Here is a 19,984-nt window from a genome sequence, read left to right on the forward strand (position 1 = left end):
GACCCGCCCTGCGAAAGGCTTGACCAGTGAGCACCGAAGCTTACGTATACGACGCGATCCGCACCCCGCGCGGCCGCGGCAAGGCCAACGGGGCCCTGCACGGCACCAAGCCGATCGACTTGGTCGTCGGCCTCATCGACGCCCTGCGCGCGCGCAACCCGGAGCTGGACCCGGGCACGATCGACGACATCGTGCTCGGCGTGGTCGGCCCGGTCGGCGACCAGGGCTCGGACATCGCCCGCATCGCGGCGATCGCCGCGGGCCTGCCCGACACGGTCGCCGGCGTGCAGGAGAACCGCTTCTGCGCCTCCGGCCTGGAGGCCGTCAACCTGGCCGCGGCCAAGGTCCGCTCCGGCTGGGAGGACCTGGTCCTGGCCGGCGGGGTCGAGTCCATGTCCCGGGTCCCGATGGCCTCCGACGGCGGCGCCTGGTTCGCCGACCCGATGACCAACTGGGACACCGGCTTCGTCCCCCAGGGCATCGGCGCCGACCTGATCGCCACCATCGAGGGCTTCTCCCGCCGCGACGTGGACGAGTACGCCGCCCTGTCCCAGGAGCGCGCCGCCGCCGCCATCAAGGACGGCCGCTTCGCCCGCTCGGTGGTCCCGGTCACCGACCGCAACGGCCTGACCGTCCTCGACCACGACGAGTTCGTCCGCCCCGGCACCACCGCCGACACCCTCGCGAAGCTGAAGCCCTCCTTCGCCGACATCGGCGAGCTCGGCGGCTTCGATGCCGTCGCCCTGCAGAAGTACCACTGGATCGAGAAGATCGACCACGTGCACCACGCGGGCAACTCCTCCGGGATCGTGGACGGCGCCTCCCTCGTGGCCATCGGCTCCCGCGAGGCCGGCGAGCGCAACGGGCTGACCCCGCGCGCCCGGATCGTGTCCGCCGCCGTCTCCGGTTCCGAGCCCACCATCATGCTCACCGGCCCCGCCCCGGCCACCCGCAAGGCCCTCGCCAAGGCCGGCCTGACCATCGACGACATCGACCTGATCGAGATCAACGAGGCCTTCGCCGGCGTCGTGCTGCGCTTCGTCAAGGACATGGGAGTCTCGCTGGACAAGGTCAACGTCAACGGCGGCGCGATCGCCCTGGGCCACCCGCTCGGCGCGACGGGCGCCATGATCCTCGGCACCGTCGTGGACGAGCTGGAGCGCCAGGACAAGCGCTACGGACTCGTGACCCTCTGCGTCGGCGGCGGCATGGGCGTCGCCACCGTCGTCGAGCGCATCTGACCGTCCCGTATCCCCAGACCCCTCTCCGACCCGTCTGACACGGAAGTAGCGAACATGAGCGAGTCCACCACGATCCGCTGGGAACAGGACGAGACCGGCGTCGTCACCCTCGTCCTCGACGACCCCAACCAGTCCGCGAACACGATGAACCAGGCCTTCAAGGCGTCCATCGCCGCGATCGCCGACCGGGCCGAGGCCGAGAAGGACTCCATCCGGGGCATCATCGTCACCTCGGCGAAGAAGACCTTCTTCGCGGGCGGTGACCTCAAGGAGATGATCCGGCTCCGGCCGGAGGACGCCCAGGTCGCCTTCGAGACCGGCACCGCCATCAAGGCCGCCCTGCGCCGCATCGAGACCCTCGGCAAGCCCGTGGTCGCCGCCGTCAACGGCGCGGCCCTCGGCGGCGGTTACGAGATCGCCCTCGCCTGCCACCACCGCATCGCCCTGGACGCCCCCGGCTCCAAGATCGGCCTGCCCGAGGTCACCCTCGGCCTGCTCCCGGCCGGCGGCGGGGTCACCCGTACCGTACGGCTCATGGGCATCGCCGACGCCCTGCTCAAGGTCCTCCTCCAGGGCACCCAGTACAGCCCGCAGCGCGCCCTCGACAACGGCCTGGTCCACGAACTGGCCGCCACCCCCGAGGAGATGCTCGCCAAGGCCCGCGCCTTCATCGACGCGCACCCCGAGTCGCACCAGCCGTGGGACGTGCCCGGCTACAAGATCCCCGGCGGGACCCCGTCCAACCCGCGGTTCGCCGCGAACCTGCCCGCCTTCCCCGCCAACCTGAAGAAGCAGCTCGCCGGCGCCCCCTACCCGGCCCCGCGCAACATCCTCGCCTGCGCGGTCGAGGGCACCCAGGTGGACTTCGACACCGCCCTCGTGATCGAGGCACGCTACTTCACCGAGCTGGTCACCGGGCAGACCGCCAAGAACATGATCCAGGCGTTCTTCTTCGACCTGCAGGCCGTCAACTCCGGTGCCAGCCGCCCGAAGGGCGTCGAGCCGCGCGCGGTCCGCAAGGTGGCCGTGCTGGGCGCCGGGATGATGGGCGCCGGGATCGCCTACTCCTGTGCCCGCGCCGGCATCGAGGTCGTCCTCAAGGACGTCAGCGCCGAGGCCGCCGCGAAGGGCAAGGCGTACTCCGAGAAGCTCCTCGACAAGGCCCTCTCCCGCGGCCGCACCACCGAGGGCAAGCGGGCCGAGCTGCTCGCCCGGATCACCCCGACCGCGGACGCCGCCGACCTCGCGGGCTGCGACGCCGTCATCGAGGCCGTCTTCGAGGACACCGGCCTCAAGCACCGGGTCTTCCAGGAGATCCAGGACGTGGTCGCCCCGGACGCGCTGCTGTGCTCCAACACCTCCACCCTGCCGATCACCGGGCTCGCGGAGGGCGTCAAGCGGCCGGCCGACTTCATCGGCCTGCACTTCTTCTCGCCCGTGGACAAGATGCCGCTGGTCGAGATCATCAAGGGTGAGCGGACCGGGGACGAGGCGCTGGCCCGAGCCTTCGACCTGGTCCGCCAGATCAACAAGACCCCGATCGTGGTCAACGACTCCCGCGGCTTCTTCACCTCGCGGGTCATCGGCCAGTTCATCAACGAGGGAGTCGCGATGGTCGGCGAGGGCATCGAGCCCGCCTCCATCGAGCAGGCGGCCGCCCAGGCCGGCTACCCGGCCAAGGTCCTCTCCCTGATGGACGAGCTCACGCTGACCCTGCCGCGCAAGATCCGCAACGAGACCCGCAAGGCCGTCGAGGCCGCGGGCGGCAGCTGGGCCGAGCACCCGGCGGACGCCGTGATCGACCGCATGGTCGACGAGTTCGAGCGCCCCGGCCGCAGCGGCGGTGCCGGCTTCTACGAGTACGCCGACGGCAAGCGGGTCCGCCTGTGGCCCGGACTGCGCGAGCACTTCGCCAAGCCGGACGCGGGGATCCCGTTCGAGGACATGAAGGAGCGGATGCTCTTCGCCGAGGCGCTGGACACCGTCCGCTGCTTCGAGGAGGGCGTGCTCACCTCGGTGGCCGACGCCAACATCGGCTCCATCATGGGCATCGGCTTCCCGGCCTGGACCGGCGGGGTGATGCAGTACATGAACGGCTACGAGGGCGGGCTGGCCGGCTTCGTGGCCCGGGCCCGCGAACTGGCCGCCGCGTACGGCGAGCGCTTCACCCCGCCCGCCCTGCTGATCGAGAAGGCCGAGCGCGGGGAGACCTTCCGCGACTGACCGCACCGACCGCACCGACCGCACGGACGCTGCGGAACGGACAGGACCGCCGGGGCGCGCTCGCGCCCCGGCGGTCCTTCCCGTACGTGCTACTCCGGGGCGGTGAACGCCGCCCGCAGCTCCTCCTTCAGCGACCGCTGGAAGGCGGTGACCAGCGCCTGCACCACCATCGGCTGCATGTGCGCCGACAGGGCCTTCATGGACTCCACCCGCTCCGGGTCGTCCTCGCCCTCGGTGAACGGCCCCCACACCTCGTCGCGGAACAGCCGGGTCAGCTCGTGCGCCGTGGCCCGCGCGTGCTCCAGCAGCACCCGGCGGGCCGCGAGGATCGTCTCGTGGGCGATCGGGACGTCCAGCAGGGCCACCCCCAGGCGCAGCAGCGCCGGGTCCACCCGGTACCCCTCCGGGCTCTCCGCGATCACGTTCATGGCCGCGAGGCGGCGCAGGTCCGTGTCCGGCAGCGGCCGCCCGGCCCGCTTCTCCAGCTCCTCCCGGGACACCTGCTCCGCCGCGTCCGGCACCCAACTGGCCACCAGCGCCCGGTGGATGGCCAGGTCGTGCGCGCTCAGATCGTCCGGCAGCGCGTCCAGGTAGCGCTCGATCGCGGACAGGGTCATGCCCTGGACCTGCAACTCCTCGATCAGCGCCAGCCGCGACAGGTGCTCGGGCCCGTAGTGCCCCACCCGCCTCGGACCGATCACGGGAGGGGGCAGCAGGCCGCGCGTGCTGTAGAACCGTACGGTGCGGACGGTGACCCCGGCCCGGGCGGCCAGCTCGTCCACGGTGAGTGCGGGCTCCTGCGCCTGGCTGGTCATCGGCTGTGCCTCGCTCTCTGATCCTCCGCTTCGGGTTCAACAGTATTGCTGTCGCACCAACGATGTGAAACGGCAGGGACCTGCCCGTGCCGACCGGTCGCAGCCCCCGAGGGGGCGCTGCGACCGGTCCGGCGGGCGGGGTGAGGTCAGGAGCCGATGACCGGGTAGTGGTCGCTCAGGTTCGCATACGTGTACGAGGTGCCCCAGCTGGAGACGGTCCAGGGGGCGCTCTGCTCCTTGACCACGTTGTTGTCCCAGCCGGCGGGACGGACGTGGCCGGCGCGGTGCAGCACGTAGTCCAGGTCCTCGCGCGGGTCGCTCGGGTAGCGGTAGTTGGCGATCGAGTTGTCGCGGGTGTCGAAGGAGTACGGGTGCCCGGTGCGGGTGTCCGCGCCCGCCAGGCCCGCGTCCGCGAGCATCGAGGCGTACTCCGGGGTGCGGGAGTCCACGTTCATGTCGCCCGCCACCATGACCTGCTCGCCCGCCGGGATGTTCTTCGCGTCGAGGAAGGCGTCGATGTTCCTGAACTGGCGGCTGCGCATCTGCGCCGCCTCGCCGGCCGAGCAGCCCGGGTCGGTGGACTGCGCGTGCGTGCCGACCACGTGCACCTTCGTGCCGTTGACGTCCAGCACCACGTACGCGAAGCCCTTGTTGGACCACCAGTCCGCCCCGCAGGCGTCCTTGTAGACGTACTGCTCCTTGCGCACGATCGGCCACTTGCTGAGGATCGCGACCCCGCCGTCCTCCGGGGTGGTCGAGGAGTAGGCCCCGCCGGTGGCGTCCCAGCCGTCCTTGCTGCGCCCCACGACCGGGGTCTGGTACGGGTACCGGGCGGCCGCGTTCGCCTTGAGGGCGTCGCTCGCGGAGTTGTCGAAGGCCTCCTGGAGCACGACCACGTCGCGCCCCTGGAAGAAGGAGGTCTTCGGTATCTCGCGGGCGCGGTGGTCCTGGCCCCAGTTCGGGTACAGGTTCTTGCTCATCAGGAAGACGTTGTACGTCAGCACGCTGAGCCGCGGGGTCGCGGCCTCCTCGGCGGCGGGGGCCGCGGAGGCGGGTGCGGCGGTGGCGGCCAGCGCGGCGGCGGCCACGGCCGCGACGGCGGCGGCAGCCCTGGAACGGCGGTTCACTGCGAGCGGCATGGGATCTCCAGCAGTCCTGTGGGGAAGATCGACCGCGCCATCAAAGCAGCCCCAGTTACCTCTGGGTAACACCCGTGCACCGGGAATCTTGACGGGCCGTGGCCATACTGGAAGGGACCGGCCGGAACGATCACGGGAGCGCCAGGTGGGAGCAGCAGAGCCGAGGCCCGGACCCGTGCCCCCGCCGCCCGGCGGAGTGCTCTGGACCATCGCCGGCGACGTCCGCACCCTGCTGATGCTGCCCGCCGCCTTCACCCTCCAGGTGGCGCACCCGGCGATCGGCGCGGGGGTGGACGCGTACTCCGTCTTCCGCACCGACCCCTGGGGGCGCGGCGAGCGCTCCCTGACCTCGGTGCAGCTGTGGGTGTACGGAGGGGACCGGGCCGCCGAGGAGGGCCGCCGGGTGCGCCGGCTCCACAAGGAGATCCAGGGCGTCGACACCCGCGGCCGCCGCTACCACTCCCTCGACCCGGCCTGCTACTCCTGGGTGCACGCGACCGGCTTCCCCCTCTACCTCTACGCCGGGCGCTACCTCTTCCGGCCCTTCACCCCCGACCAGCAGCGGCAGTTGTACCGGGAGTGGCTCCAGGTGGGCCGGGTCCTCGGCATCCGCGACCGGGACATGCCGCAGACCGTCGAGGAGTACTGGCCCTACTGGCACCGGATGCTGGCGGAGGAGATCGAGCCGACCAAGGTGGCCCGCGAGCTGCTCGCCACCGACGTGCCGCTGCCCTGCCCCCGGCCCGGCCCGCTCCCCCTCCGGCTGCTGCTGAAGGCCTCCTGGCCCGTGCTCCGGCCCCTCTTCCTCCACCTGCGGGCCTTCGTCACCACCGGCTACCTGCCGCCGGAGGCCCGCGCCGCGCTCGGGCTCTCGTGGAGCGCGGCCCAGGAGCGGCGCCTGCGCCGGTTCAGCACCGCCGTCCGGCTGCTCGTGCCGGTGCTGCCGGAGCGGCTGCGGTACCTGCCGGTGGCCCGGGCGGCCCGAGCCGCCCGGGCCGCCACCCGGGCCCGTTGACGAGCGGCCTCAGTGCTCGTGGACCGTGTTCGTCGCGGCGATCTTCTTCCACGACTTCGGCTCGGCCCCCTTGGCCGGCTTCTTCGAGGGCACCGCGACCGACCACGGGGTGGCCGCCGAGCCCTTGCGCACGTTGGGCTTCACGACCGGGCCCACGGCCGGCTTGCCCGGCGTGTACAGCCAGGTGTCGAACAGGGCGCCCAGCGGCTTGCCCGAGATCCGCTCGGCGTAGCGGACGAAGTCGCCCACCTTCGCGTTGCCGTACGCCCGCTCCGTCGGCCAGCCCTTGAGCACGGCGAAGAACTTCTCGTCCCCGATCTCGTTGCGCAGCGCCTGGAGGGCGATCGCCCCGCGGTCGTAGACGGCCCCGTGGAACTGGTTCTCGGCCCCCGGGTCACCCGGCTTGACCTGCCAGAACGGGTCCTCGGCCGGACGGGAGGCGTACGCCCAGTCGGCGAGCTCCTGCGCGGTGCCCTCGCCCTCCTTCTCCGACCACAGCCACTGGCTGTAGCGGGCGAAGCCCTCGTTGATCCAGATGTCCTTCCAGTTGTCCACCGAGACGCTGTCGCCGTACCACTGGTGCGCCAGCTCGTGCACGACCACCTGCACGTTCGCGCCGTTGGCGAACTGCCGCGGGCTGTAGAACGGCCGGGTCTGGGTCTCCAGCGCGTAGCCGCTGGTCACGTTCGGCACGTAGCCGCCGAGCGCGTTGAAGGGGTACGGCCCGAAGACCTCCGAGAGCCAGTCGGCCACCTCGCCGGTCCGCTCCAGGCTGGCCCGCGCGGCGCCCGCGTTGTCGCCCAGGTCCTTGCTGTACGCGTTGAGGATCGGCAGGCCGTTCGCCGTGGTGTCGGTGGTGATCTCGAACTTGCCGACCGCGAGGGTGGCCAGGTACGTGGCCTGCGGCTTGTTCGAGCGCCAGTTGTAGCGGGTCCAGCCGAGTCGCGAACTCGTGGACTGGAGAACGCCGTTGCTGATGGCCTGGGTGCCGTCCGGCACGTTCACCGAGACGTCGAACGTGGCCTTGTCCAGCGGGTGGTCGTTGCTGGGGAACCACCAGATCGCCGAGTCCGGCTCCTGGGCGGCGACCCCGCCGTCCGGGGTGCGGTGCCAGGCGGTCCAGCCGTCCACCTTGAACTCCGAAGGCTTGCCCGCGTACTTGACGACCACCGTGATCGCCTTGCCCTTGGGCAGCGGCACCGCCGGGGTCACCTCCAGCTCCTGGGCGCCGGAGGTGGCGAACTTCGCCTTGATCCCGTTGACCCGGATCTCGCTCACCTTCAGGCCGAAGTCCAGGTTGAACCGGGACAGGTCCTGCTTCGCGGTGGCCAGCAGGGTGGCCGTGCCCTCCAGGAGGTCCGTCGCAGGCTGGTACTTCAGCCTCAGATCGTAATGCGAGACGTCGTATCCGCCGTTTCCGCTCGCCGGGTAGTAGGTGTCTCCGATGCCCGGGGCGCCGGGAGCGAAGCTGGCCGCGGATGCCGGGATCGCCAGCAGGAGGGAGGCGGCGAGAACGCTCGGGGCGATGACTTTGCGGTGCACGAAAGCTCCAAGGATGAGGGGCCGTTGATACGTCCGACCGTATTCACGCGCGCCCGCTCCAGTCATGTCCATGGCCCCACCTGTCACACGATCGCCATGTGGGTGCAAAGGAGCCACCCGCCGCCGCCCGGGCCGGCCCGCCGCGCGCGGCCTGCGCACTTTGCCGCCGCGTGATCGCCCCCGCCCGCCGCCGGGCCGGGCGGTCTGCCCCCTTCATCCGGTTGGCCGGGCCCCGGTGGGGCCGGCCGGGTGCCAAGGGTGTCCGGAACCCGACCCGGCATATGCCCGCACCGGCGGTCGTGCCGCAGGGCCCCGCCCGGCCGGAGCCCGGCCGGCGCTGCTCCGGCGCCACACCCCAGGCCGTAGGATCGGTGTCCTCATGACTGCAACCCTCGTCGCCAAGGAGCTCGCCGCCGGCCACGGCGAGCGCACCCTGTTCGCCGGTCTCGACCTCGTGGTCGCCCCCGGCGACGTCATCGGCCTCGTCGGCGTCAACGGAGCCGGGAAGTCCACGCTCCTGCGCCTCCTCGCCGGGCTCGACACCCCGGAGGACGGGCAGCTGCGGCTCTCCCCGCCCACCGCCACCGTCGGCCACCTGCCCCAGGAGCCCGACCGCCGCCCCGGCGAGTCCGTACGCGCCTTCCTGGCCCGCCGCACCGGCGTGGCCGCCGCGCAGGCCGCGCTCGACGAGGCCACCCAGGGGCTCGTCGACGGCACCCCCGGGGCCGACGACGCGTACGCCGCCGCCCTCGACCGGTGGCTGAACCTCGGCGGGGCCGACCTCGACGAGCGCGCCGAGGAGACCGCCGGCTCCCTGGGCCTGGCCGTCAGCCTCGACCTCCCCATGACCGCCCTCTCCGGCGGCCAGGCCGCCCGCGCGGGCCTCGCCTCCCTGCTGCTCTCCCGCTACGACGTCTTCCTGCTCGACGAGCCCACCAACGACCTCGACCTCGACGGGCTGGAGCGCCTGGAGGAGTTCGTCACGGGCCTGCGCGCCGGCACCGTCGTGATCAGCCACGACCGCGAGTTCCTCGCCCGCACCGTCACCAAGGTCCTCGAACTCGATCTCGCCCAGCAGCAGATCAACCTGTACGGCGGCGGCTACGAGGCCTACCTGGAGGAGCGGGCCACCGCCCGCCGGCACGCGCGCGAGGAGTACGAGGAGTACGCCGACAAGCGGTCCGCCCTGGAGGGCCGCGCCCTCATGCAGCGCAACTGGATGGACAAGGGCGTCCGCAACGCCCGCCGCAAGGCCACCGACAACGACAAGATCGGCCGCAAGCTGCGCGGCGAGGCCAGCGAGAAGCAGGCCGCCAAGGCCCGCCAGACCCAGCGCGCGATCGAACGCCTCGAAGTGGTCGAGGAGCCCCGCAAGGAATGGGAGCTGCGGATGGAGATCGCCGCGGCCCCCCGCTCCGGCTCCGTCGTGGCCACCCTGCGCGAGGCCGAGGTCCGCCGCGGGGACTTCGCCTTCGGCCCCGCCTCCCTCCAGATCGACTGGGCCGACCGGGTCGCGATCACCGGCGCGAACGGGGCCGGGAAGTCCACCCTGCTCGCCGCCCTCCTCGGCCGGCTGCCCCTGGACTCCGGCGACGCCGCCCTCGGCTCCGGGGTGCTCGTCGGAGAGGTGGACCAGGCCCGCGGCCTGTTCCTCGGCGAGGAATCCCTGCTCGACGCCTTCTGCGCCGCCGTACCCGACACCGAGCCGGCCGACGTGCGGACCCTGCTCGCCAAGTTCGGCCTCAAGGCCGCGCACGTGCTGCGCCCGGCCGCCACCCTCTCCCCGGGCGAGCGCACCCGCGCCGCCCTCGCCCTGCTCCAGGGCCGCGGGGTCAACCTGCTCGTCCTCGACGAGCCGACCAACCACCTCGACCTGCCGGCCATCGAGCAGCTCGAATCGGCCCTGGAGGCCTACGAGGGCACCCTGCTGCTGGTCACGCACGACCGCCGGATGCTGGACGCGGTCCGCACCACCCGGCGGCTGCGCGTCGAGGCCGGCAAGGTCACGGAGGACTGACGGCGGCCGGCCCGGCACCCGGCGGGCGCCGGGCCTCCGCTCAGACCCCCGCCGGGGGCCGCCGGGTGCGGGCCATGCGCGTGGCGACCAGGTGGCGCGGCAGGTGCCGCACCGCCTGGGCGTACACCCGGTAGCGCCAGCCGGTCACGCTCAGCGGCCGCCGCAGGGCCAGGTCCTTCAGCGCCCTGGCCACCACCGCGTCCGCGTCCAGCCAGACCGACTCCTTCAGGGCGCTCACGTCCATCCCGGCCCGCTCCTGGAACTCGGTCCTCGTGAAGCCGGGAACCACCGCCAGCACCCGCACCCCGTACGGCGCCAGGTCCACCCGCAGGGACTCGCTGAAGGCCGTCACCCAGGCCTTCGCCGCCCCGTACGTGCCGGTGGGCAGCAGTCCCGCCACCGAGGACACGTTCAGCACCGCGCCGCGCCGCCGCTCCCGCATGCCGGGCACCGCCGCGTGCGTCAGCCGCATCGGCACCCGCACGAGCAGCTCCAGCATCCGCTCCTCGTCCTCGACCGGGCTGTACGGGAAGGGAGCGGGCAGCCCGAAGCCCGCGTTGTTCACCAGCATGTCCACCGGCCGGGCCGGATCGGACAGCCGCTCCGCGACCGACCGGCACTGCGCCGGATCCAGCAGGTCCGCCGCCAGCACCTCGCAGGACACCCCGTACGAGGCCGACAGCGCGGCGGCGGCCCGCTCCAGGCGGTCCTTGTCCCGGGCGACGAGCACCAGGTCGCAGCCCTTCGCCGCGAAACCGCGGGCGAAGGCGGCACCGAGACCGGCGCTCGCGCCGGTGATGAGCACAGTGGTCACAGGTCTTCCACTTCCGATGGATCGTTTCTGCTGATCAGAGGGCGGCGGGCGGTCAGAGCGCCGGCCCGGCGGCGGACGCGGCCCCGGCCCCGGGCCGGAAGGACCCGGCCGTGGCCGATCCGTAGGCCTCCGCCACGGCCACCAGGAACCGGCGCTCGTCCGCGAGCCCGCTCCCGTCCCGGGTGGCGGCGCTGTACGCGCCCGGCTCCGGGGCCCGCCCCGCGTCCTTCGCCCGCCGCGCCTCCCGCACGACGCAGGCCAGCACCGCGGCCTCCGCCTGCTGCTCCGGCACCCCCGCCGCGGCCACGTGCCCGCGCGCCTGCTCGGGCACCCCGGGAGCCACGTACTCGTGCAGCACGAGGATCGCGTCCCGGGTCTCGATGACCTTGCGGTACACCAGCAGGTCGCGGGGGACCGGCGGCCACAGCAGCTCGACCAGCCGGCCGGCCCGCGGCTTGTGCAGGGCCACGTGCGGCACGGCGGCCACCAGGTCCCGCCACAGCGGCCACAGCCGCCACGCGGCCGCACTGTCCGCGACGGTCCGCCGCAGCGTGAACAGGGTGGGCACCAGGATGGCCGCGGCCCGCAGCACCCCGTGCAGGTTCATCAGCAGCGGCAGGTACGGCAGCGGCCACACCACCGAGAACAGCGCCTTGAGCAGGTACGCGAACCAGAACAGCCCGGCCAGCGCAGTGCCCAGCCCGAACAGCCGCAGCCCGGCGGCCAGTCCGCGGCTGCCGGCCCGCCGGCTGTAGCGCCAGCACACGAACACGCAGACCGTGTTCGCCAGCAGGTGCGCGGACATGAGCGTCAGCCAGTACGGCAGCGAGGGCACCGGGTCGCGGCCCGGGGGCATCCCGTGCAGCGTGTGCGCGGGGGCCGCGGCGTCCAGCACCAGCATGGCGCCCAGCAGGGCCACCGTGCCGCCCATCGAGGCCAGTTGGAGCCGGCGCCCGCGGGTGGTGGACGAGACGAAGTAGAGCACCACCCCCGCCGACAGCACCCCGATCAGGTTCCGCACCAGGCCCACCAGGTGCGCGGTGCCGGGGTTGCGCTGGGCGGCCTCGACCACGTCGGGCAGGTTCAGGGTCATCGCCGCGGCCGCGGTGGCCACCGCCAGCAGCAGACCGCGCTGGTCGGGGGAGCGGACCGCGGAAGGCGCCCGCAGCAGCACCGCGGCCCACAGGAGGACCACGCTCGGGACGGCCAGCCACTCGCCGAACGCCACCAGGTCAGCCGACATCGGTCGTCCTCACTCCGAGCGCCGAGCCCAGCTTCTCCAGGGCCCCCTGAGGCTCCCGCCCCGGCAGCAGCCCGGCCTTGGTCCGTATCAGGCTGGCGAGCAGCTCGGCCTCGCGCTCCTGGCGGGTCGTGTAGTTGGTCCGGCCCAGAATGACCGGATGGGCCTCCCCGGGTCCGGCGGGCTCCTCCCCGGTCAGGGAGTTGTGGCCGAACAGGATGTGTCCCAGCTCGTGCAGGACGATGTGCTCCCGGTGCAGCCGCGAGGTCTGCGCCTCGAAGAACACGTAGTCCACGGTCGCGGTTCCCACCCACAGCCCGCAGACCCCGGATTCGGCGGCCTCTCTGGGTAACGGGTGCAGCCGTATCGGGCGGCCCCGCTGCTCGGCGATGCGCGCGCACAGCCCTTCGAGCGAGAAGGGGTGGGACAGATCGAGTCGGCTGATGATCGACTCGCAGCGTTTGCGCAGGTGGTGGCGCCCGTATGGCATGTGTTCCCTCTTAGGTCCCGTCCTCGGGCAGCGTCGGTAGGCAGGTGCGGAAACGGTCATGGAGTCCTGAGCCTTCGAGACGGCCTCTGTGGAGTTCGGTCCGCAGGGGGTGGGGGGAAGCCGACCGCCGTGGTGCGGACGGCTTCCTTCATCCCTACCGATCTTGTCCGCGGCGTGCAAGAAGACCCGGGACGGGTGGTGCCGATCCGGCCATCAGCCGCGGCGGCGCTCCTGGGGATCGGCCAGGCCGGCCCGGCGCAGGGCGTCGGCCATCGCGCTGTTCGCCGGCGGCGGGGTCCCCTCCCGGCGGCCGCGGCCCGCGCCGCCCCCCGGGCCGCCGCGCTGCTGCTGGGGCCGACCGCCCCGCCGGTCCTGGCGCTGCCGGCGGTCCCCGCCCTCGCCGCCGCCCGGCGCGCCGCCGCCCCGGGCGCCGTCCCGGCCGCCCGCGCCCTCGCCCGCCGGGGTCTCGTCGTCGAGCCGCAGGCTCAGCGAGATCCGCTTGCGCGGGATGTCCACGTCCATCACCTTGACGCGGACGATGTCACCGGGCTTGACCACGTCGCGCGGGTCCTTCACGAACGTCTTCGACATGGCCGAGACGTGCACCAGCCCGTCCTGGTGCACGCCGACGTCCACGAAGGCGCCGAAGGCGGCCACGTTCGTGACCACGCCCTCCAGGACCATGCCCCGCTCCAAGTCGCCGATCTTCTCGACGCCCTCCTTGAAGCTGGCCGTCCTGAAGGCGGGCCGCGGGTCCCGGCCCGGCTTCTCCAGCTCCCGCAGGATGTCCGTGACCGTCGGCAGACCGAACGTTTCGGTGACGAAGCTCTCCGGGCGCAGCGACCGCAGCACCGCCGTGTTGCCGATCAGCGCCGCGACGTCCCCGCCCGCCGACTTCCCCATCGCCCGCACCACCGGATACGCCTCCGGGTGCACGCTGGAGCCGTCCAGCGGGTCGTCCCCGCCGCGGATCCGCAGGAAGCCCGCGCACTGCTCGTACGCCTTCGGGCCGAGCCGGGCCACGTCCTTGAGCGCCCGGCGGCTGCGGAACGGGCCGTTGGCGTCGCGGTGCGCCACGATGTTCTCCGCCAGCCCGCCGCTGATCCCCGACACCCGGGAAAGCAGCGGTGCCGAGGCGGTGTTGACGTCCACCCCGACGCCGTTCACGCAGTCCTCGACCACCGCGTCCAGCGAACGGGACAGCTTCACCTCGGACAGGTCGTGCTGGTACTGCCCCACCCCGATGGACTTGGGGTCGATCTTCACCAGCTCGGCCAGCGGGTCCTGGAGCCGCCGCGCGATCGAGACCGCACCGCGCAACGAGACGTCCATGTCCGGGAGTTCCTGCGAGGCGAAGGCCGAGGCCGAGTACACCGAGGCGCCGGCCTCCGAGACCATCACCTTCGTCAGGTTCAACTCGGGGTGCTTCGCGCACAGTTCACCGGCCAGCTTGTCCGTCTCCCGGGAGGCGGTGCCGTTGCCGATCGCGATCAGCTCGACCGCGTGCTCCTTCGCCAGCCGGGCCAGCTTCGCCAGCGCCTCGTCCCAGCGGTTGGCCGGCACGTGCGGGTGGATCACGTCCGTGGCCACGACCTTGCCGGTGGCGTCCACCACGGCCACCTTCACCCCCGTGCGGAAGCCGGGGTCCAGTCCGAGCGTCGCCCGGGTCCCGGCCGGCGCCGCCAGCAGCAGGTCGCGCAGATTGGCCGCGAACACCCGCACCGCCTCGTCCTCGGCCGCCTGCCGCAGCCGCATCCGCAGGTCGATCCCGAGGTGCACGAGGATCTTCGTGCGCCAGGCCCAGCGGACCGTGTCCGCGAGCCACTTGTCCCCGGGGCGGCCCCGGTCGGCGATCCCGAACCGGCGCGCCACCAGGCCCTCGTACGAGGACGGGCCCGGGGCGGCCGCCTCCTCGGGCTCCTCCGGCTGGAGGGTCAGGTCGAGGACCTCCTCCTTCTCCCCGCGGAGCATGGCCAGCACCCGGTGCGAGGGCAGCGCCGTGAACGGCTCGGCGAAGTCGAAGTAGTCGGCGAACTTGGCCCCCGCCTCCTCCTTGCCCTCGCGGACCTTCGCGGCCAGCCGGCCCCGGCTCCACATCCGCTCGCGCAGCTCGCCGATCAGGTCCGCGTCCTCCGCGAACCGCTCCGTCAGGATGGCCCGCGCGCCCTCCAGGGCCGCGGCCGCATCGGCCACCCCCCGGTCCGCGGACACGTACGCGGCCGCCGCGGCCGCCGGGTCCGCCGACGGGTCCGCGAGCAGCGCCTCCGCCAGCGGCAGGAGCCCCGCCTCGCGGGCGATCTGCGCCTTGGTGCGCCGCTTGGGCTTGAAGGGCAGGTAGATGTCCTCCAGCCGGGCCTTCGTGTCGGCCGCCAGGATCCGCGCCTCCAGGGCCTCGTCCAGCTTGCCCTGCTCGCGTACCGACTCCAGGACCGCCGCCCGCCGGTCCTCCAGCTCCCGCAGGTAGCGCAGCCGCTCCTCCAGCGTGCGCAGCTGCGCATCGTCGAGCATCTCGGTCGCTTCCTTGCGGTAGCGCGCGATGAAGGGCACGGTCGAGCCGCCGTCGAGCAGCTCGACAGCCGCCTTGACCTGCCGCTCCCGTACGCCGAGCTCCTCGGCGATCCTGCCTTCGATGGACGTCGTCACGATCGGTCCCGCCTCCGTTTGAGCCTCAAGGCTTGCCATTGTGGCAGGCAGCGGCCGGGTGGCGGGCCAGGCCTTGCCGGGCGGGCGGGGCCGCCGGCCGGTTCCCGTCGGGCCCTGCCGGCGGACGGGATCCGGCCGCTGGGCTGCCGGGGCGGGCGACTGCCCGACTGCCGTGGCAGGAAAGGTGGGAACACCGTCATTGCGGCCGTCGACCGGTGCCGACCACGATGGGGGCATGCCGCAGCGAACCGTGTTGGTGGTCCTCTTCGACGGGGTCCAGAGCCTCGACGTCACCGGACCCGTGGAGGTCTTCAGCGGGGCCTCCCTCCTCGATCCGCAGGCCGGGTACCGCATCGTGACCGCCTCGCTGGACGGCGGGCCGGTACGGACCAGCAGCGGGCTCGCGGTCGTGCCCGACGGGGCGCTCGCCGCCGCCCCCCGCCCGCACACCCTGCTCGTCCCCGGGGGGTTCGGCACCAAGCGGCCCGACCCGGCCCTCATCGCGTGGCTGCGCACGCACGGGCCGGACGCCGCACGGCTGGTGTCCGTCTGCACCGGCTCCATGCTCCTGGCCGAGGCCGGACTGCTCGACGGCCGCCGGGCCACCTCGCACTGGCTGCTCTGCGAGGACTTCGCCGACAAGTACCCGGCCGTGCAGGTGGATCCCGACCCGATCTACGTACGCGACGGGCACATCGCCACCTCGGCGGGGGTCACCGCCGGGATCGACCTGGCCCTCGCCCTCGTGGAGGAGGACCTCGGCCGCGAGACCGCCCTCCAAGTGGCCCGCCACCTGGTGGTGTTCCTGCGCCGACCCGGCAACCAGGCACAGTTCAGCGCCCAGCTCGCGGCCCAGGTCGCCCAGCGCGAACCCCTGCGGGACGTCCAGCAGTTCATCACCGAGCACCCGGGCGAGGACCTGAGCGTCACGGCCCTCGCCCGGCGCGCCCGGCTCTCCCCGCGGCACTTCGCGCGGGCCTTCCGCGCCGAGACCGGGGTCAGCCCCGGCCGGTACGTGGAACGGACCCGCGTCGAGCACGCCCGGCGGCTCCTGGAGGACACCTCCGAGGGGGTCTCACAGATCTCCCGCGCCTGCGGGTACGGCACCCCCGAGGCGCTGCGCCGGGCCTTCGTGCGGACCCTCGGCCAGCCCCCGGCGGAATACCGGCGCCGCTTCGGCGAGCCCGCGGCCCCCTGAGGGCGCCGCCGGGCCCCGGACGGCGGCCGGGCTCCCGGCGCCCTGCGGCGCCGCACCCGGCAGGCACCCGTACCCCCCGGCGGCACCCGTACGCCACCGACGCACCACGCCCCCACGGGCACCCACCCGCACCCTCACACCCACCCGTACTCCGGAGGACACCCGTGCAGATCGCGATCCTGCTCTACGACCGCGTCACCGCGCTCGACGCCATCGGCCCCTTCGACACCCTCGGCCGGCTCCCCGGCGCCGAGACGGTGTTCGTGGCCCAGACCCCCGGCCCCGTCCGCAACGACTCCGGGCAGCTGAGCCTGATCGCCGAGCGGTCCCTCGACGAGGTCCCCGGCCCCGACATCCTCATCGTGCCGGGCAGCCCCGTCGCGCACGCGCAGACCGGGAACAAGGAGGTGCTCGACTGGCTGCGCGCCGCGGACGCCGGCAGCACCTGGACCACCTCGGTGTGCACCGGCTCCCTGCTCCTCGGCGCGGCCGGCCTGCTGGAGGGCCGCCGGGCCACCTCGCACTGGCTGGCCCTGGACGCGCTGGCGGGCTACGGGGCCCGGCCCACCGGCGAACGCGTGGTCACCGACGGCAAGTACGTGACCGCCGCCGGGGTCTCCTCCGGCATCGACATGGGCCTCACCCTGCTCGGCCGGATCGCCGGGGACCGGGCGGCCCAGACGGTGCAGCTGCTGACCGAGTACGACCCGCAGCCGCCCTACGACGCGGGCTCGCCGGAGAAGGCCCCCGCCGACCTGGTCGAGGAGCTGCGGGCCCAGGCCTCGGTGATCATGGCATAGGCCAGGTGAACCGGGGCGTACGGCGCTCCAGGAAGGCGGCGACCCCCTCCGCGGTGTCGCCGCCCGCCCGCTGCTGCCCGGCCCAGTACTCCTCGCGCCCGGTGCGCCCGTCCGCGAACTCCTTGGCGGCGGCCTGGGTCAGCCGGGACCGCGAGGTCAGGATCCGGGTGAACTCCGCCACCCGCTTGTCCAGTTGGCCCGCGGGCAGCACCTCGTCCACGAGCCCGGTGCGCAGCGCCCGCTCGGCGTCGACCAACTCGGCCGAGAACAGAAGGTACTTGGCAGCCGCGGGCCCCACGAGCGAGGCCAGCCGGCGGGTCGAGGAGGCCGGGTACACGATGCCGAGCTTCGCCGGGGTCACCCCGAAGGACGCGCCCTCCTCCGCGAAGCGGAGGTCGCAGGCGGCCGCCAGCTGGCAGCCCCCGCCGACGCAGAAGCCGCGGATCGCGGCGAGCGTGGGCAGGGGAAAGGCGGCGAGCGCCTCCTCGGCGGCCACCGCCAGGGCCTGCGGGTCCTCGGCAGCGGCCGGACCGCGCAGCGTGGAGATGTCCGCCCCCGCGCAGAAGGTGTCCCCGGCCCCGGTGAGCACGAGGGCCCGGACGGCGGGGTCGGCGGCCAGCGTGCCGAGCAGTTCCGGCAGGGCCCGCCACATGTCCGTGGTCATGGCGTTGCGCTTGGCCGGGTGCGAGATGACGACGGTGGCCACCGCGCCGTCCACGCCGTACTGCAGCTGAGCGTCCATGCGCCGGATGCTATCCCGGCCGCCCGATCCTATGATCAAGGGAGTCCGGCAGGGGGGCGCTGGAGAAGGAGCGCTCATGCCCGCTGACCGAACCGGGGCGCAGGAATGGGACCGGCAGGGCCGCGACGGCAGCCGGGATCCACTGGATCCGCAGGACCCGCAGGCGCGGGAGGCCGACCGGGGCCGCCGGAAGCTCAGCCGGAGCTTCGGCCTGCTGGCCGCGCTCGGGGTCATCCTCGTACTCGCCGGCCTGGTGGGCCTCGTCTACACCGGGTTCGCCACCCTCACCTCGATGTTCCTCTTCGGCTGGCTGCTGCTGGTCGGCGGGGTGGTGGGCCTCTTGCAGGCCTTCCAGTCCCGCAAGAGCAGCTACTTCTGGCTGGCGGTGATCGTCGCGGCGATCAACCTCGCCGCCGGGTTCGTGATCCTGCGCCGCCCGGAGGCCAGCGCCGAGGCGCTCACCATGTTCGCGGCGCTGCTCTTCCTCACCGGCGGGGTGTTCCGGCTGGCCGGGGCCCTGGTGGTGCGCGGCCCGAACCTGGGGCTGGCCCTGGTGCAGGGCGCCTTCGGGGTGCTGCTGGGTGTGCTCGTCCTGGCCGGGTGGCCCGGCAGCAGCCAGTACGTGATCGGCACGTTCTTCTCCCTCGCCCTGCTCTTCGACGGGCTGAGCCTGGTCGGCCTGGGCATGGGGGCGCGCCGGATCCTCGGCCTGGTCGGGGATGCGGAGGGGAAGGGCGGCCGAGAAGATCAGGAGCAGTCGAACAACTGACGCTGTCATACGCCACCGGTCAAAATGCGTCCGATTAGTGCTGACTTCTTGTCAGCGTCCCGGCCGGTCCCGGCCGCCTCCCCACCCTTGACCTGTGGAGACGATCGAGCGTGAAGACGGGGGCCGGGACATGGAAGCAGCGCCCCCGAGTGAACCACCCGTCTACGACGGTGTCTGGAGGTTCACGGCACCTGCAGTAGAAGAATCCGTTCCGCAGGCCCGCCGGGCCGTCCGCGATCTGCTGGGCCGGCAGGGTGTCCCCGCGGGCGGGGACACCGCGTACTCCCTGCTGCTGATCGTTTCGGAGCTGGTCACCAACTCCGTACGGCACGCGGCCCTGCTCTCGCCCGAGGTCGCGGTCGAGGTGGCCATCGGCCGGGAGTGGGTGCGGGTGGCCGTCGAGGACAACCACCCGTACCGCCCCAAGGCCCTGGAGGCCGACTTCGGGCAGACCGGCGGCCGCGGGCTGCTGCTCGTCCGCGAGATCACCCTGGAGTCGGGCGGGGTCTGCGACGTCGAGCACACGGCGGGCGGCGGCAAGGTCATCTGGGCGGCCCTGCCGCTCGTCCCGCGCCAGACCGCCCGGTGACCCGTACGGGCTACCAGCCCGCGGCGTCCCCGGTCAGCTCGCGGATCGCCGGCCGCGCCGCGTCGAGCACCGTCATGAACCACGCCGAGAACGGGTCGGCCCCGTGCCGCTTGGCCAGCTCCTCGGGGGTCACGAACGCGGTGTCGCCGACCTCCGTCGGGTCCGCCTTCACCTCGGCCTGCGCGAGTCCCACGAACAGGTGGTTGTACTCCTGCTCCACCAGCCCGGACGCCGGGTCGGGATGGTTGTAGCGGACCGTGCCCGCCTCCGCGAGCAGCGAGGGCGACAGCCCCAGCTCCTCGTACGTGCGCCGGGCCGCGGCCGCGAACGGGGACTCCCCGGGGTACGGGTGCCCGCAGCACGTGTTCGACCAGACCCCGGGGGAGTGGTACTTCCCCAGCGCCCGCTGCTGGAGCAGCAGCCGCCCCTCCTCGTCGAAGAGGAACACGGAGAACGCCCGGTGCAGCCGGCCGGGGGCCTGGTGCGCGGAGAGCTTCTCCGCGGTGCCGATGGTGTTGCCCGCCTCGTCGACCAGTTCGAGCATGATCGGCTCGGCGTCGGTGCCGGCGTCCTGGGACGCACCGGTGGCGGCGGTGGCTGATGTGATCGGCATGAACCATCCTTCGCTTCGGACTACGGCCTTCAGTCTGCCGCACAAAACCGGCTTGTCCGCACTTCGGTGATCCGCGCATGTCTGCCCCCCGGCA

The 19,984-nt window shown here is 73.1% G+C and carries 17 protein-coding genes; 8 read left to right on the forward strand and 9 right to left on the reverse strand.

Translation table 11 applies throughout. The features are described from left to right. Positions 1 to 26: 26 nt before the first annotated feature. Positions 27 to 1,241: an acetyl-CoA C-acetyltransferase gene (locus ACZ407_RS16420; protein WP_468128767.1), complete on the forward strand. Its 1,215-nt coding sequence runs from the start codon at positions 27 to 29 to the stop codon at positions 1,239 to 1,241. 54 nt (positions 1,242 to 1,295) lie between these two features. Then, the gene (locus ACZ407_RS16425) at positions 1,296 to 3,464 is read left to right on the forward strand and encodes a 3-hydroxyacyl-CoA dehydrogenase NAD-binding domain-containing protein (RefSeq protein ID WP_468128768.1); all 2,169 of its coding nucleotides are present in this window, start codon (positions 1,296 to 1,298) and stop codon (positions 3,462 to 3,464) included. Positions 3,465 to 3,553: 89 nt separating this feature from the next. On the opposite strand, the gene ACZ407_RS16430 is transcribed toward ACZ407_RS16425, so the two are convergent. Beyond that, a complete protein-coding gene (locus tag ACZ407_RS16430) occupies positions 3,554 to 4,279 on the reverse strand; it encodes a MerR family transcriptional regulator (RefSeq protein ID WP_468128769.1) in 726 nt (241 codons plus the stop codon). A gap of 146 nt (positions 4,280 to 4,425) precedes the next feature. Beyond that, a complete protein-coding gene (sph, locus tag ACZ407_RS16435) occupies positions 4,426 to 5,418 on the reverse strand; it encodes a sphingomyelin phosphodiesterase (protein ID WP_468128770.1) in 993 nt (330 codons plus the stop codon). 145 nt (positions 5,419 to 5,563) lie between these two features. On the opposite strand from sph, the gene ACZ407_RS16440 reads away from it, so the two are divergent. After that, a complete protein-coding gene (locus tag ACZ407_RS16440) occupies positions 5,564 to 6,433 on the forward strand; it encodes an oxygenase MpaB family protein (protein WP_468128771.1) in 870 nt (289 codons plus the stop codon). A gap of 9 nt (positions 6,434 to 6,442) precedes the next feature. Here ACZ407_RS16440 and ACZ407_RS16445 read toward each other — a convergent pair whose 3' ends face one another. Next, the gene (locus tag ACZ407_RS16445) at positions 6,443 to 7,975 is read right to left on the reverse strand and encodes a M1 family metallopeptidase (RefSeq protein WP_468128772.1); all 1,533 of its coding nucleotides are present in this window, start codon (positions 7,973 to 7,975) and stop codon (positions 6,443 to 6,445) included. Positions 7,976 to 8,354: 379 nt separating this feature from the next. Here ACZ407_RS16445 and ACZ407_RS16450 point away from each other — a divergent pair, with 379 nt between their 5' ends. Next, the gene (locus tag ACZ407_RS16450) at positions 8,355 to 9,992 is read left to right on the forward strand and encodes an ABC-F family ATP-binding cassette domain-containing protein (protein WP_468128773.1); all 1,638 of its coding nucleotides are present in this window, start codon (positions 8,355 to 8,357) and stop codon (positions 9,990 to 9,992) included. Between the two features lie 40 nt (positions 9,993 to 10,032). Here the strand turns inward: ACZ407_RS16450 and ACZ407_RS16455 are convergent, their stop codons facing one another. From ACZ407_RS16455 to ACZ407_RS16470, 4 genes are all read right to left on the reverse strand, one after another. Further along, positions 10,033 to 10,806 carry an SDR family NAD(P)-dependent oxidoreductase gene (locus ACZ407_RS16455; protein ID WP_468128774.1) on the reverse strand — a complete coding sequence of 258 codons (774 nt, stop codon included), beginning with the start codon at positions 10,804 to 10,806 and terminating at the stop codon, positions 10,033 to 10,035. Between the two features lie 52 nt (positions 10,807 to 10,858). Next, a complete protein-coding gene (locus ACZ407_RS16460; RefSeq protein ID WP_468128775.1) occupies positions 10,859 to 12,049 on the reverse strand; it encodes an MAB_1171c family putative transporter in 1,191 nt (396 codons plus the stop codon). Then, on the reverse strand, positions 12,039 to 12,536 hold the full coding sequence (locus ACZ407_RS16465) for a hypothetical protein (protein ID WP_468128776.1): 498 nt from the start codon (positions 12,534 to 12,536) through the stop codon (positions 12,039 to 12,041). The genes ACZ407_RS16460 and ACZ407_RS16465 overlap by 11 nt, the downstream gene beginning before the upstream one ends. 213 nt (positions 12,537 to 12,749) lie before the next feature. Continuing rightward, positions 12,750 to 15,179: a Tex family protein gene (locus ACZ407_RS16470; RefSeq protein ID WP_468128777.1), complete on the reverse strand. Its 2,430-nt coding sequence runs from the start codon at positions 15,177 to 15,179 to the stop codon at positions 12,750 to 12,752. 235 nt (positions 15,180 to 15,414) lie between these two features. Here ACZ407_RS16470 and ACZ407_RS16475 point away from each other — a divergent pair, with 235 nt between their 5' ends. After that, on the forward strand, positions 15,415 to 16,377 hold the full coding sequence (locus tag ACZ407_RS16475; RefSeq protein ID WP_468128778.1) for a GlxA family transcriptional regulator: 963 nt from the start codon (positions 15,415 to 15,417) through the stop codon (positions 16,375 to 16,377). A gap of 164 nt (positions 16,378 to 16,541) precedes the next feature. Continuing rightward, complete coding sequence (locus ACZ407_RS16480; RefSeq protein ID WP_468128779.1) at positions 16,542 to 17,177, forward strand: DJ-1/PfpI family protein; 636 nt, start codon at positions 16,542 to 16,544, stop codon at positions 17,175 to 17,177. On the opposite strand, the gene ACZ407_RS16485 is transcribed toward ACZ407_RS16480, so the two are convergent. After that, positions 17,167 to 17,919, reverse strand: a complete 753-nt coding sequence (locus ACZ407_RS16485; RefSeq protein ID WP_468128780.1) for an enoyl-CoA hydratase/isomerase family protein — start codon at positions 17,917 to 17,919, stop codon at positions 17,167 to 17,169. The genes ACZ407_RS16480 and ACZ407_RS16485 overlap by 11 nt on opposite strands. Before the next feature lie 76 nt (positions 17,920 to 17,995). On the opposite strand from ACZ407_RS16485, the gene ACZ407_RS16490 reads away from it, so the two are divergent. Both ACZ407_RS16490 and ACZ407_RS16495 read left to right on the forward strand, forming a co-directional pair. Continuing rightward, positions 17,996 to 18,688 (forward strand): HdeD family acid-resistance protein, encoded by a 693-nt coding sequence (locus ACZ407_RS16490; protein ID WP_468128781.1) that lies wholly within the window; start codon positions 17,996 to 17,998, stop codon positions 18,686 to 18,688. 130 nt (positions 18,689 to 18,818) lie between these two features. Beyond that, a complete protein-coding gene (locus ACZ407_RS16495; RefSeq protein WP_468128931.1) occupies positions 18,819 to 19,277 on the forward strand; it encodes an ATP-binding protein in 459 nt (152 codons plus the stop codon). A gap of 10 nt (positions 19,278 to 19,287) precedes the next feature. Here ACZ407_RS16495 and idi read toward each other — a convergent pair whose 3' ends face one another. Beyond that, positions 19,288 to 19,890, reverse strand: coding sequence for an isopentenyl-diphosphate Delta-isomerase (gene idi / locus ACZ407_RS16500; protein WP_468128782.1), 603 nt, complete (start codon positions 19,888 to 19,890; stop codon positions 19,288 to 19,290). Positions 19,891 to 19,984 lie beyond the last annotated feature (94 nt).

Source organism: Streptomyces sp. NPDC030809, from assembly GCF_055572195.1.